Here is a 13,551-nt window from a genome sequence, read left to right on the forward strand (position 1 = left end):
GTGTATTTCGGCCCAATTGCATTGGGCCGATTTGATGAGCGCAAGGGCGGCGAGCGTGGTTACTTGAACCTGAAGGTGTAACCCATGTGATTGAACTTTTTTGTTACCTATGTGGTTGACTCCTACACCCTGGTCCGCAGCCCCCTTCGGGGGTGCCCGAAAAAATCCGGCACAACGCGGGAAGCGCAAAAACTCGCCTTCGGCTCAGACATTTGCGCTTCTTTTTCCGCCTTGTGCCGGATTGTTTCGGCTGCGTACAAGGGAGAAGAGCGCACCCCATCCCCACCCTAGCCCTCCCCTTGAAGGGGAGGGGATAGAATAGTTTCTTCGGACAACGCCAAGTGACACATTCCCTCCCCTTCAAGGGGAGGGCCAGGGTGGGGATGGGTTTGATTTTTCCTGCGCTCTTTTGGGCACCCCGAAGGGGCGGCGGAACCAGGGTCGCCTTTCTTTGCTTACTTTCTTTGGCGAAGCAAAGAAAGTGAGCGGCCTGCCGGGGCCGGACCCGGCAAGCCTCCACGGAGAGCCGAATGCATCGGGTCACCGGAGAGAAACATCAAGAAGCCGGACAAGGCGCCAACATCGGCGCAATCACCGCCCGCGTGCCCACCGTCACCTGGCTATCATCCACCCCGCCCGCATTCCGCGTAAACGCACACCCATACTGCGGATGAGCGACCGTGGAAGGCGTCATCACGTCATCACCCGCAGGCTTGATCCCCATCTCCGCCCACTTCACCATCGCCTCGAACGCCTCCACCTGCTCGCGTACGGTGAAGTCGCAGTGGCTCGGCGCGCGGATCGCACGCTGCACCAGCCAGTCACCGCTGCCCTGTGCATCGGCGCGCTTGCGATAGATCTGCTGCATGCTGAACGGGACATACATGTCGCCCAGCGTGTGCATGGACACGACCGGAATATTGAATTGCCCATTCACCTGCGGAATCCAGCGCAGTCCATCGGCACGCAAACGATTGGCATCCGGCGCGGCGGTCAAGTCCTGCACCGTCTGGTTGAACTGCGCTTCGTCGAATGACACCGCCGGGTCATTGTCGAACTGGTAGGCGAAGCGGTTGGTGTCGAGCGTGTTCTTGTTCAGGATGCCATTGACCGTGCCGTCGCTACCGAAGGTGCCCCACACGACGCTCTGCAGCCCTGTGTTGCCGAAGCCCTGCAGGAACACCGGCCGCTCGCCGCCGGTCAGGTTCTTCACGACCTGCAGCAGCTTCACGCCCTGCGCCGTGGGCACGGTGCTGAAGGTCGTGAACAGCTTGGCGCGCACGTCGGCGGCGATGGTGCCGAATGCGCTGGAGGGATGGTTCGGGTAACCGGCCAGCGTTTGCGCGGCGAGCTGGTAGGCGGCGAAGTAGTCGAACAGTTCGGTGTCACCCATGACGCCGCACATCGGCACCGCGCCGTCGTACTTCTGCTTGTTGACCGCAGTCCGCCAGGTTTCTTCCTCAATCGCCGCGCCGGTAATGTGGCCGCCCATGGAGTGGCCCATGATGTAGGTCTTGTGCGGTGCGTGCAGCTGCCGTCCGCGCTCCTTGGCAATCTTCTTGAAGCCGTCGGCGAGCGCATTGGTGTCTTCCACGCCGGCACGCACGTCGTAGTAGTTCTTGCTGTAGCTGGATGCCGCCCATGCGTAGCCGTTCTCGATCAGGTGGCGGCGGATCGAGGGCATGGAGACGCGCAGTTCCGGCACTGGGCCGACGTAGCCGTGCGCGTACATCACCAGCTTGCCGTTCCAGTTCTTCGGGACCTCGATGCGGTAGGCCGCCCCGTTCAGCTCGCCCGCCCAGCGGTCGGTGGCGGCCGTTGACCCGGACATGGCCTTGAAGCCCGGTCCGCCATCCTCCGCTGCTTCGTAATCCGCTGCCGCAGTGGGATTCGGCACGACGAAGTTGCGTTCGTCGTGGACGCGCGATTCTTCGGTGACGACTTTCTTTGCCGGCGCCATCAAGGACGTGGTGCCCATGGATGCGCTGTCGGCCTGATTGCCGCCGCAGGCGCTCAGCAGAAAGGTGCCGCCGAGCAGCAGCGCTCCGCCGCTGCAGAGTTTCTTGTTCACGGTTTGTCTCCTCTTATGATTGATTTGGCTTACGCGTCGTTCTGCAATGCAGAATCACGTTTTGAGAAACGCGCGTAAAGACCAAAATAAGTCAAAAAACGAAACAAAAAGAAGCGATACGAAGAAGGTTTGCGCTTGCGCAATGGAACGCGGCAAGAGTTGCCGCAGGGCATCCTGCCCGAGGGGGCAGGATGCAGATGGCAGGATCAGAGGAAGCGGTCGAGGAGCTTTCGGCTGCCCTTGTCGAGCGCCGCCTGGTCGCGGATCAGGTATTGCACGCCGTGGCTGTCGGCGATGATGAGGGCCGAACCGGCAATGCGGCGGATGTCTTCCTCGCCCTTGAGGACGAAGCTGGTCAGTCCACGGTCGGTTTCGACTTCCCAGGTGCTGGGAACGGCAAACGTGGAGACGCCGCGGATACGGCCGATCACCGGCAGGAATTCCCGGCTCTTGAGTTCTTCCTGCAAGAGTGCGCGCGTATCGTCCGGCAGGTCTTCCAGCCGGTTGATCCAGGCCAGCTCGTGGCCGTCGACGTCGACGATCGCGATACCAGTTTCCGGCGCAGCGATCGGGAAGGCGCGCACCGGCACCACGCCTTCATGCACGCCCTGTGCGTCCGAAAAGACCAGCTTGCCGTAGGCATTGCGGCTCAGTGTGAAGTGGTTCATGCCGCGTTCTCCTCGACGTCTGCCAGCGCTTCATTTTCCGCCTGGCGCAGTTGCGCCTGGTACAGGCGGAAGTAGTGGCCGCCGCGCGCGAGCAATTCCTCGTGCTGGCCGACTTCGACGATCTGGCCCTTGTCGAGCACGACGAGACGGTCGGCCTGGCGCAGCGTGGACAGGCGGTGGGCGATGGCGATGGTGGTGCGGCCGCGCACGAGGTTGTCGAGCGCCTTCTGGATTTCCTTCTCCGTGGTCGTGTCGACCGAGGAGGTGGCTTCGTCGAGGATCAGCAGTTGCGGATCGATCAGCAGCGCGCGTGCAATCGAGATGCGCTGGCGCTCGCCGCCGGACAGCGTTTGCCCGCGCTCGCCGACCAGCGAGTCGTAACCGTGCGGCAGGCGCAGGATGAACTCGTGGGCGTTGGCTGCCCGCGCGGCGGCCATGATTTCTTCGCGTGTCGCATCCGGCTTGCCGTACGCGATGTTGTCGGCGATGGTGCCGAAGAACAGGAAGGGTTCCTGCAGCACCAGCCCGATGTGGCGGCGGAACTCGGCCACCGGCAGCGACCGGATGTCCACGCCGTCGACCATGATCGCGCCTTCCGACACGTCGTAGAAACGGCAGATCAGGTTGACCAGCGTGCTCTTGCCCGAGCCGCTGTGGCCGACCAGGCCGATCATCTCGCCCGGCTTGATCGCCAGGTCCACGCCGCGCAGCACTGCGCGATTGCCGTAGCGGAAACCGACCGAGCGGATGTCGATGCGGCCTTCGATGCGCTCCAGGTGCACCGGGTTCTGCGATTCCGGCACCGACGACACATGGTCGAGGATGTCGAAAATGCGCTTGGCGCCGGCAGCCGCCTTCTGCGTCACCGACACGATGCGGCTCATGGAATCGAGGCGGGTGTAGAAGCGGCCGATGTAGGCCAGGAAGGCGGTCAGCACGCCGACCGTGATGTCGCCGCGCGACACTTGCCAGATGCCCACGCCCCACACCACCAGCAGGCCGATCTCGGTGAGGAAGGTGACGGTCGGCGAGAACAGCGACCACACCTTGTTGACGCGGTCGTTGATCAGCAGGTTGTGCTTGTTCGCTTCGCGGAAGCGGGCGGCTTCGCGCTTTTCCTGGGCGAAGGCTTTCACCACGCGGATGCCGGGGATGGTGTCGGCCAGCACGTTGGTGACCTCGCCCCACACGCGGTCGATCTTCTCGAAGCCGTGGCGCAGGCGGTCGCGCACGATGTGGATCATCCAGGCGATGAAGGGCAGCGGCAGCAGCGTCACCAGCGCCAGCCAGGGATTGATCGATACCAGGATGACCGCGGTCATCGTGATCATCAGCACGTCGGTAGCGAAGTCGAGCAGGTGCAGCGACAGGAAGACGCAGATGCGGTCCGTCTCCGAGCCGATGCGCGCCATCAGGTCGCCGGTGCGCCGTCCGCCGAAGTATTCGAGCGACAGCTTCAGCAGGTGCTCGTAGGTCGAGGTGCGCAGGTCGGCGCCGATGCGTTCCGACACCAGCGCCAGGATGTAAGTGCGCGCCCAGCCGAGGATCCAGGCCACCAGCGCCGCGCCGAACAGGCCGCCGAGGTACTTCGCCACCAGGCCAGTGTCGATCTGCTGGCCGTTCTGGTACGGGATCAGCACATTGTCCATCAGTGGCATCGACAGGTAGGGCGGCACCAGGGTCGCCGCGGTCGAGGCCAGCGTCAGCAGGAAGCCGGCCAGCAACTGCCCCTTGTAGGGTTTGGCAAAACGCCACAGGCGGAACAGCGTCCAGGTCGACGGCGGCGTATGGATCTCGCGCGTGCAGATCGGGCATTCTTCCTGGTCGGCGGGAATCGGCGCCTTGCAGCTCGGGCAGGTGAACTGCTCCGGTTCCTGCACCGGGCGGCCGCTCGTGAACGCGTCGCGCTGTTCCTCGAAATGCTTGATCAGGCGCAGCGCTTCCGGGTTGCGGCCCAAGGTGTAACGCCAGCAGGCCAGGCGGCCCTTGCCGTCGTGCAGTTCGAGGGTGCCGACGCCGGCGTGGTCATGGTGGCCCAGCGACAGGTCCTGGCGGTACGGCCATTCCTGCCATTCGCCACCCGCCGTCTTTGCCAGAAGGCGGCGTTCGGTCGCCACCACCATGCCGGACGCGAACCGGAGCGCGGCGTCGAGGTCAAGCTCGACGGCCGCCACGGCGGTTTCGCCGGCCTGCAGGCGCGACTGGACTTCCTGTTGCCAATGCGCGGGCACGGCTTGCCGCTGCGGCAACAGATTCGGGGATTCAGTATTCATCAAGGCTCGGAAAGGGCAAACAAGGGTGCCGAAATTACATGAAACGGCCGGAAATTTGTTTGCAAAATGTAAAAACTACGTGTTGGAGCGCGCTAAATGGCTCGCCGATGTGGCGCTAAGTATACCGAGAGGCGATAATCTTGTTTCCTGGACGTTGCGTCCACACGATAATTTTTTTCGGTTAAGTAAACTTCCGCGCCTGAAAAGCGTTAATCCGGAACAGGCCAGCAAAAACGACGTTCAAATCCCTAAGGCCTTTACCCCACTGCCCCAAGTATTAAATGAACAACAAAACCATTGAGATCATCAATGTGATGTCTCTGCGCGGTCCGAACATCTGGACGTATCGTCCGGCCCTCGAGGCATGGGTTGACATTGGCGACCTCGAAGATTCCCCCTCCAATACCATCCCCGGCTTCTACGAGCGCCTGACCGCCATGCTGCCCGGCCTGGCCGAGCACCACTGCGGCGTCGGCGAGCGCGGCGGCTTCCTGCAGCGCCTGCGCGAAGGCACCTGGCCCGCCCATATCATGGAACACGTGATGATCGAGCTGCAGAACCTGGCCGGCGTGCAGACCGGATTCGGCAAGGCGCGCGAAGTGAAGGGCAAGCGCGGACTCTACAAGCTGGTGGTGCGGGCGCGCTACGAGGAAGTCAGCCGCAAGGCCCTGTTTGCCGCGCGTGACATCGTGATGGCTGCGATCGAGGACAAGCCCTACGACGTCGAGGCAACTGTCACCGAGCTGACCGATCTCGCCGAACGCATCGGCCTCGGCCCCAGCACCTACAACATCGTTGACGCCGCGACCGACCGCCGCATCCCGGCCCTGCGCCTGAACGACGGCAACCTGGTGCAGCTCGGCTACGGCGCCCGTTCGCGCCGCATCTGGACCGCCGAGACCGACCAGACCAGCGCGATTTCCGAAAGCATTTCCCGTGACAAGGACCTGACCAAGCGCCTGCTGCAATCCTGCGGCGTGCCGATTCCGGAAGGCCGCGTGGTGACCAGCCCCGACGACGCCTGGGACGCCGCCGAGGACATCGGCATCCCGGTCGTGGTCAAGCCCTCCGACGCCAACCACGGACGCGGCGTGTCGATGGACCTGACGACCCGCGAACAGGTCGAGGCCGCCTACAAGCTGGCCGACGAAGAAGGCAGCGACGTGATGGTCGAGCGCTTCGTGCGCGGCGACGAACATCGCCTGCTGATCGTCGGCGGCAAGCTGGTCGCCGCGACCAAGGGCGAAGTCGCCGCCGTCACCGGCGACGGCAAGTCCACCGTGACCGAACTCATCGAATCGCAGATCAACACCGATCCGCGCCGCGGCGACCATGAGGATTTCCCGCTCAGCCGCATCACCTACGAGGAAGACCCGACCATCCTGCTGGTGCTCGAGCGACAGGGCTTCGGCCCCGACGCCGTGCCGCCGGAAGGCAAGCACGTCCTGATCCAGAGCCGCGGCAACCTCGCTTTCGACTGCACCGACGAAGTCCATCCGGCTGTCGCCGCCGCCGCCTCGCTGGCCGCGCGCATCGTCGGCTTGGACATCGCCGGTGTCGACATCGTCGCGCAGGACATTTCGCGCCCGCTCGAAGAACAGGGCGGCGCCATCGTCGAAGTGAACGCCGGTCCCGGCCTGCTGATGCACCTCAAGCCCGCGGTCGGCACGCCCCGCCCCGTCGGCCAGGCGATCGTCGATCACCTGTTCCCCGCGATGGACGACAACGGCCGCATCCCCATCGTCGGCATCACCGGCAGCCGCGGCAAGACCATGGTTGCCCGCCTGACGGCGCGCATGCTCAAGCTGCACGGCCCGTACGTCGGCACCGCCTGCAGCGACGGCATCTTCCTGCGCCAGCGCCAGATGGATGCCAAGGACAGCGCGAACTGGGCATCGGCGCACCGCATCCTGATGAACCGTTCGGTGGAAGCCGCCGTGTTCGAAAACGGCTTCCGTGCCATCGCGTCGGAAGGCCTCGCCTACGACCGCTGCCTCGTGGGCGTCGTGACTAACATCGATGCGCATGGTGACCTCGCCGACCTGCATTTTGCCGACGCTGATGCACTGGCGTCGATCGCGCGCACCCAGGTCGATATCGTCCTGCCCGAAGGCACCGCCGTGCTTAATGCCGCCGACCCGCGTGTGGCCGGCCTGGCTGAGCTGTGCGACGGCGGCGTGATCTTCTTCAGCATGTCGCCGGATGCCGAGGCGCTCGTCAAGCATCGCGAACAGGGCGGCCGCGCGCTGTTCGTGCGCGACGGCAGCATTGTCCTCGCCGAAGACGGCGTGGAAACACCCCTGGTCGATACGACGAAACTGGCGATCAAGGATCTCGACAGCCAGCAGTGGATTGTCGAGAACATCCTCGCTGCCGCCGGTGCCGCATGGGCGGCGGGGGTGAGCACGGACGTGATCCGTGCCGCGATCGAGACCTTCGATTACGGCAACGCAAGGAAGACAGCCTGAGCAGGCGGTCCATCCCCGGACATCGAATGAGAACAAGAGCCGCCTGAATGCAGGCGGCCTTTGCAAGCGCGGAACCGGAAACAGCGGCCACCGCGCACACAAGGAACTATTGATGGAAATTTCGCGTATCCGCGCCCTGCGCGGCCCCAACCTGTGGAGTCGGCACACGTCGATCGAAGCCATTGTGTCGTGCAACGAAGCCGAGCGGGACATCACCGCGATGCCCGAGTTCGAGCCGCGGCTGCGCGCGCGTTTCCCCGACATCAAATTCCTCGAGCCGGCCACGGGCCAGCCGTTCTCGCTCGCCCATGCGCTCGAGTCCGCGGCGCTCTGCCTGCAGGCGCAGGCCGGTTGCCCGGTGACCTTCAGCCGCTCGGTGGCAACGGTCGAAGCCGGCACCTACCAGGTCGTCGTTGAATACACGGAAGAGGACGTTGGCCGGCTTGCCTTCGACCTCGCCGAAAAGCTGATCGCCAGCGCCATCGACAACACGCCCTTCGACCTCGACGCCGCGCTGAAGGAATTGCGCGACCTCGACGAAGACATCCGCCTCGGACCCAGCACCGGTTCCATCGTCTATGCCGCCGTGGCGCGCGGCATTCCCTACCGCCGCCTGACCGAAGGCAGCATGGTGCAGTTCGGCTGGGGCCATCGCCAGCGCCGCATCCAGGCCGCCGAAACCGGCGAGACCAGCGCCATCGCCGAATCGATCGCGCAGGACAAGGAACTGACCAAGATGCTGCTGCACGCAGCCGGCGTCCCGGTCCCCAACGGCCGCGCTGTCAGCGACGCCGAAGATGCATGGAAGGCCGCGCAGGAAATCGCCGCGCCGGTCGTGGTCAAGCCGCGCGACGGCAACCAGGGCAAGGGCGTCGCGGTCAACATGAAGACCCGCGAAGACGTGCTGCGCGCCTATGAAGCCGCGCATGCGATCAGCGAAGACGTGATCGTTGAGCGCTACATCACCGGCCACGATTACCGCATTCTCGTCGTTGGCGACCAGATGGTCGCCGCCGCCCGCCGCGAACCGCCGCAAGTCACCGGCGACGGCGTGCACTCCATCGCGCAACTGATTGAACAGGTGAACAAGGACCCGCGCCGCGGCGACGGCCACGCCACCTCGCTGACGAAGATCCGCGTCGACGACATCGCGCGCGCCGTGCTCGACAAACAGGGCTACACCATCGACAGCGTGCCGCCCAAGGGCACCCTCGTCGTGTTGCGCAACAACGCCAACCTCAGCACCGGCGGCACCGCGACCGATGTCACCGAGGACGTGCATCCGGACATGGCCGCGCGCGCGGTTGAAGCCGCGCAGATGGTCGGCCTGGACATCTGCGGCGTGGACGTGGTCTGCGAAACCGTGATCAAGCCGATGGAAGAACAGGGCGGCGGCATCGTCGAAGTCAACGCTGCGCCTGGCCTGCGCATGCACCTGCAGCCGTCCTACGGCAAGGGTCGCCCGGTCGGCGAAGCGATCATCTCCACCATGTTCAAGGACGGCGACGACGGCCGCATTCCGGTCGTCGCGGTGGCCGGCACCAACGGCAAGACCACCACGGTCAAGCTGATTTCGCACATCCTTACTACGGACAAGCATCGCGTGGGCATGACCGGCACCGACGGCGTGTACATCGGCAGCCAGCGTATCGATACCGGCGACTGCAGCGGACCGCGCAGCGCGCGCAACGTGCTGATGCATCCCGACGTCACCGCCGCCGTATTCGAAACCGCGCGCGGCGGCGTGCTGCGCGAAGGCCTCGGCTTCGACCGCTGCAATGTCGCTGTCGTCACCAACATCGGCGAAGGCGACCACCTCGGCCTGAACTTCATCACGACGGTGGAAGACCTGGCTGTCGTCAAGCGCGTGATCGTGCAGAACGTTGCCGCCAGCGGCACCGCCGTGCTCAATGCCGCCGATCCGATGGTCGCCAGCATGGCCGCAGTCTGCCCTGGTTCGGTGACCTTTTTCGCGAAGGATGTGCACCATCCGGTCATGACCATGCATCGCGCACAGGGACGCCGCGTGGTTTACGTCGAAGACAACGCCATTGTCGCCGCGGAAGGCAAGACCTCGCACCGCATCGAACTCAAGGACATCCCGCTCACCCGCGACGGCACCATCGGCTTCCAGGTCGAAAATGCGATGGCGTCCATCGGCGCCGCGTGGGGACTGGGCATCGGCTGGGACGTGATCCGCAAGGCGGTGCAGACTTTCGTCAACGATGCGCAGAGCGCGCCCGGCCGCTTCAACCTGTTCTCGTACAAGGGCGCGACGCTGATCGCCGACTACGGGCATAACCCGGATGCCATCCAGGCATTGGTCAATGCAATTGAAAGCATGCCGGCCAAGCGTCGTTCCGTCGTCATCAGCGGCGCGGGCGACCGGCGCGACATCGACATCCGCCGCCAGACGGAAATTCTCGGCGATGCATTCGACAGCGTCGTGCTGTACGAGGATGCCTGCCAGCGTGGTCGTGAGGAAGGTGAGGTCGTTGCGTTGCTTCGCGATGGCCTGAAGGATGCCAAGCGTGCGCGCGCGATCAAGGAAATCAAGGGCGAGTTCGTGGCGATCGACGCCGCGTTGGCGGAGCTCGCTGACGGGGATTTGTGCCTGGTTCTGATTGACCAGGTGGAAGAGGCGCTGGCGTACATTGCGGAGAAGTGCAAGGCGTGATGCGACTTGCAGGTAAAGATCGGCGTCCTTCCTTCTCTTCGGTGACCCGATTCTTCAGCCACTCCGTGGGGCCTTGCCGGGGCCAGTCCCGGCAAGCATCCACAGAGTGACAACAGCATCGGTTCACCGAAGAAAAACAACTACGGCGACACCCTGACCAGCTTCCCCGCCGCCGGCCACACCCCACGCCCAATCGCCCGGCTCCCATCAAACACCACCCAGCTGTGCGCTCCGTAATGTGGCAACGGCCGTAGCAGCGCGCGCAATGCGTTCGCATCGTCGGCGGAAACCACCGCAAGCGGCGCGCCTTCATGACGCGCAACCGTCCAGACCTGCGCGCTGCCCTTGCCGGCAAGGCCGGGAGGACGCGGAGGAAGTCCGGCACGCGCCAGCGCGGCATCCACGTCCGCATGCAGCCCGGCCAGCACCAAGGGAGTGCCGCCGTTCAAGGCATCGAGCGGCACCACGCGCGGTGGCGTTTCGAAGATGCGCTGCGCCAGCGCGTCGGCCGATTCCCGCACTTCCTGGACGTTGGAAGCAATGGAGAGACGCGGCGAACGGGCGATATACCACTGGCGCAGGATGGGCGGCAGCTGGTCGCGCTCCAGCACGCGCCACAGGCGCAGGCCAGGATCGGCGCGCACGCCAATTGGTGCTGACGGAACATCGAGGCTGACCTGTTCGCGCGCGTGCGCAACGTCGATCCAGCGGATTTCGGAGGCATCCTTGAACACCAGTTCGACCGGCACGCGCAACGCATAGGCGGTCGCGCTCTGCTCAATGGTGAGCTGAAGCCGTTTGCCAGGTTCAGTCATGCGCGCCTCGGTGACGGTGAGCGACGGCCCGCCGGCGCGGTTGAGCCACTGGTCGAAGAAGTCGCCCAGCTTCTTGCCCGACGCTTCCTCGAAGGACGCGCGCAATTCATTCCAGCCGGCGCGCCTGAAGCGATATTTTTCCCAGAATGCCCGAATCCCCTTGCCGAACGCATCCTCGCCAATCGTATCGCGCAGCATGACGAACAGCATGGCCGACTTGCCATAGCCGACGGCCGCCGCGGCGCCATGTGTGCGTGAACGGAAATCGGCCAGCGCCGTATGGTCATTCGCAGGCACGGAGGCAAAATCGCGCAGCCAGCCGAGCCGCATTTCGCGCGCGGCCTCCGCGGAGTCCTGCTCCTTGTACGCGTAGTCGGCCATGAAGGTGGTCAGGCCTTCGCTCCAGTTGCCCTTCGCATAGTCGACGTACACGCCGTTGCCCCACCAGTTGTGCAGTACTTCATGCCCGAGCGAGGTGGCGCGGATGAAGGGCAGGCGGATCACGTCGGCGCCGAGGTAGGTCAAGGTCGGCATGCCGAAGCCGGTCGGCAGGGGGCTGGCGACGACGGAGAATCCAGCAAAGGGATACGCGCCGATCTGCGCCGCGTAACGTTCGAGATAGCGCTGGGTGTCGTCGAGATAAGCGTCCGCGAGTCCGGGAACGGCGTCGAGCTCACGCGTGAAGTAGGTGCGCAGGCGAAGCGCATCCCCGCTGCTGCGCGGCGCCATTTTCTCGCGCACGATCCACGGCCCCGCCATCAGGTCGATGCCGTCGGCGGGCTGTTCGAATTCGAACGCGGCGCGGTAGCTGGATGCGTCCGGCACGCTTTCAGAGGCAAGCCGTCCGGGCGCGATCGCACGCTGCCCTGCGGGAACCGTCACCTCCAGGCGATAGCTGAACAAGGATGCTGACGGCGGATACCACGCGCCGCCAGCGGGCAGGAAGCTGCCTTCGGGCGACGTCATCGGCGGCAGGCCGCGCAACACCCCGCGATGATCGAGGCTGCGGTCCAGTGCCGGCAGGGTGCCGGCATATTCGATACGCACCCTCGCCGCGCCGGCGGGAAGGGCAAGCTTCCAGACGCGCGCGCCGCCTTCGTTCGGGCCGGCCGACGCTTTGACCGCCTTGCCGCCCGCGGATGCCGACGTAATGTTCAGCGACTCATGCAACAGGAAGCGGAAATCTTTCGAGGCGGTGGCAAGGTCCGCGACCGCCTTGAAACGCCGTGTCGCGGGATCGAGTTCGACTTGCAGGTCCAGTTGCGCGGCACATGCAAGCGAGCCGGCCAGCGACAACAGCAATGCGCCGAAGAGCTTCCTCATTGCTTCACCGGGAACTTGACCACGATATCCAGCAATTCCTCGCCGCGCTTGATACGCATCGGCAGCCAGGTGCCGGGCGGCTGGCGACGCACCGAGGCGGCGACCTGCGGCGCCTTGCCGACGGCGATGCCGGCAATTTCCAGCAGGCGGTCGCCGACCTTCAGCCCGGTACGTTCGGCCAGGCTGCCCGCCGTGACTTCGCTCAGGCGCACGCCGCCTTCGACGTCTTCAAGCCGCACGCCGAGGCGCGGCGGCTCCGGTTTTTCCTCCGACTGCAGCGGCAGGGCGAACACCGCATCAGCAATGCCGGCAGGGATGTCCTTGCACTCGGTATCGGCGGGCGTGGCAACCAGGGTGCCGACGCGGTTGATGCCGAGGTCGCGCAGCTGGTGCGGGATGCCATAGCCAAAGCGCAGGTGGCCGCTACCAACGATGCCGACGGCCAGCGGCTTGTCGCTACCCTTCACGCGCCCCGCCAGCGCCTCCGCCATCGCACGGTCCCAGGTGATCTGCGATTCCACGAAGCGCACGAACGCCGGGTCGGTCTTGCTCGGCTTTGCGCCCTTCGCCCCATGCACGCCCGCATGCATGCCGAAGACATCGAACAGGTAATCGCGGTATGCCTCCGACGCGCCCGCCGCGCGGCCCACGCCTTCGCGTTCCGCTTCCGGCACCTGGTCCCAGCCTTTCTCCCGGATAGCCTTGTTGAGCTTGTTGTCGACGTTCAGTGCGACCATCGGAATGCGGTTGATTCGCGCGAACTGGAACAGCGGCACGTACAGGTCGGGCGGCGTGTTCCACACCTTGTCCCATTCCGCCTGTTCGAGGAATTGCTTGAGCGTGAGTTCGCCCTTGACCCAGCGGTCAAGCACAGGCTGCACGCGGCGCGGGAACATCTCGAAGCCGATCACCATGTTCGGCCGCAGCACGTGCAGCGCGGAGAGCATCTGCACCTGCCAGCGATGGTGGTCGTCTTCGTCGTGGTATTCGCCGAGCAGGACAACGTCGCGCTTCGCCATCTCGGCGACGATGTCCGCTGAAGGCGCGGTGCGTGTCGACGCCTTGTCGAATTGTGTCCACGCGGCGGGAGTCAGGCAGCCTGCCGGGGCGGCATTCGCGAGCGGTGCGGCAATGGCGGCAGCGAATGCCAGCGGCAAGATGCGGCGGATGAAGTGGTTCATGATCGGTTTCCTAGCCTTCACGCAACTTTCACCTTTGCAGGGTAGGGGAAGTCCACGGCCGGGGGAATGATCCGG

At 64.8% G+C, this 13,551-nt stretch carries 7 protein-coding genes; 2 read left to right on the top strand and 5 right to left on the bottom strand.

Features of this window, described 5'->3' with window-relative positions; genetic code table 11:
• Nucleotides 1-556 precede the first annotated feature (556 nt).
• The 3 genes from ACNOHI_RS00005 to ACNOHI_RS00015 form a co-directional block, all read right to left on the bottom strand.
• Entirely contained in the window at nucleotides 557-2,071 is a 1,515-nt protein-coding gene (locus ACNOHI_RS00005; protein ID WP_420472573.1) for an alpha/beta hydrolase family protein, read from the bottom strand.
• Between the two features lie 206 nt (nucleotides 2,072-2,277).
• Nucleotides 2,278-2,739 (bottom strand): DUF1854 domain-containing protein, encoded by a 462-nt coding sequence (locus ACNOHI_RS00010; RefSeq protein WP_420472574.1) that lies wholly within the window; start codon nucleotides 2,737-2,739, stop codon nucleotides 2,278-2,280.
• The gene (locus tag ACNOHI_RS00015; protein ID WP_420472575.1) at nucleotides 2,736-5,012 is read right to left on the bottom strand and encodes an ABC transporter transmembrane domain-containing protein; all 2,277 of its coding nucleotides are present in this window, start codon (nucleotides 5,010-5,012) and stop codon (nucleotides 2,736-2,738) included. Before ACNOHI_RS00015 ends, ACNOHI_RS00010 begins: the two co-directional genes overlap by 4 nt.
• Before the next feature lie 281 nt (nucleotides 5,013-5,293).
• Here ACNOHI_RS00015 and cphA (ACNOHI_RS00020) point away from each other — a divergent pair, with 281 nt between their 5' ends.
• Together cphA (ACNOHI_RS00020) and cphA (ACNOHI_RS00025) are read left to right on the top strand one after the other, a co-directional pair.
• Entirely contained in the window at nucleotides 5,294-7,480 is a 2,187-nt protein-coding gene (gene cphA / locus ACNOHI_RS00020; protein WP_420472576.1) for a cyanophycin synthetase, read from the top strand.
• 112 nt (nucleotides 7,481-7,592) lie between these two features.
• On the top strand, nucleotides 7,593-10,157 hold the full coding sequence (cphA, locus tag ACNOHI_RS00025) for a cyanophycin synthetase (RefSeq protein WP_420472577.1): 2,565 nt from the start codon (nucleotides 7,593-7,595) through the stop codon (nucleotides 10,155-10,157).
• A gap of 140 nt (nucleotides 10,158-10,297) precedes the next feature.
• Here the strand turns inward: cphA (ACNOHI_RS00025) and ACNOHI_RS00030 are convergent, their stop codons facing one another.
• Entirely contained in the window at nucleotides 10,298-12,295 is a 1,998-nt protein-coding gene (locus tag ACNOHI_RS00030) for a M1 family metallopeptidase (RefSeq protein ID WP_420472578.1), read from the bottom strand.
• Nucleotides 12,292-13,476 (bottom strand): ChaN family lipoprotein, encoded by a 1,185-nt coding sequence (locus ACNOHI_RS00035; RefSeq protein WP_420472579.1) that lies wholly within the window; start codon nucleotides 13,474-13,476, stop codon nucleotides 12,292-12,294. The genes ACNOHI_RS00030 and ACNOHI_RS00035 overlap by 4 nt, the downstream gene beginning before the upstream one ends.
• Between the last annotated feature and the right edge of the window lie 75 nt (nucleotides 13,477-13,551).

The sequence above is a fragment of the Noviherbaspirillum sp. ST9 genome (genome assembly GCF_048799745.1).
GTDB lineage: Bacteria > Pseudomonadota > Gammaproteobacteria > Burkholderiales > Burkholderiaceae_D > Noviherbaspirillum.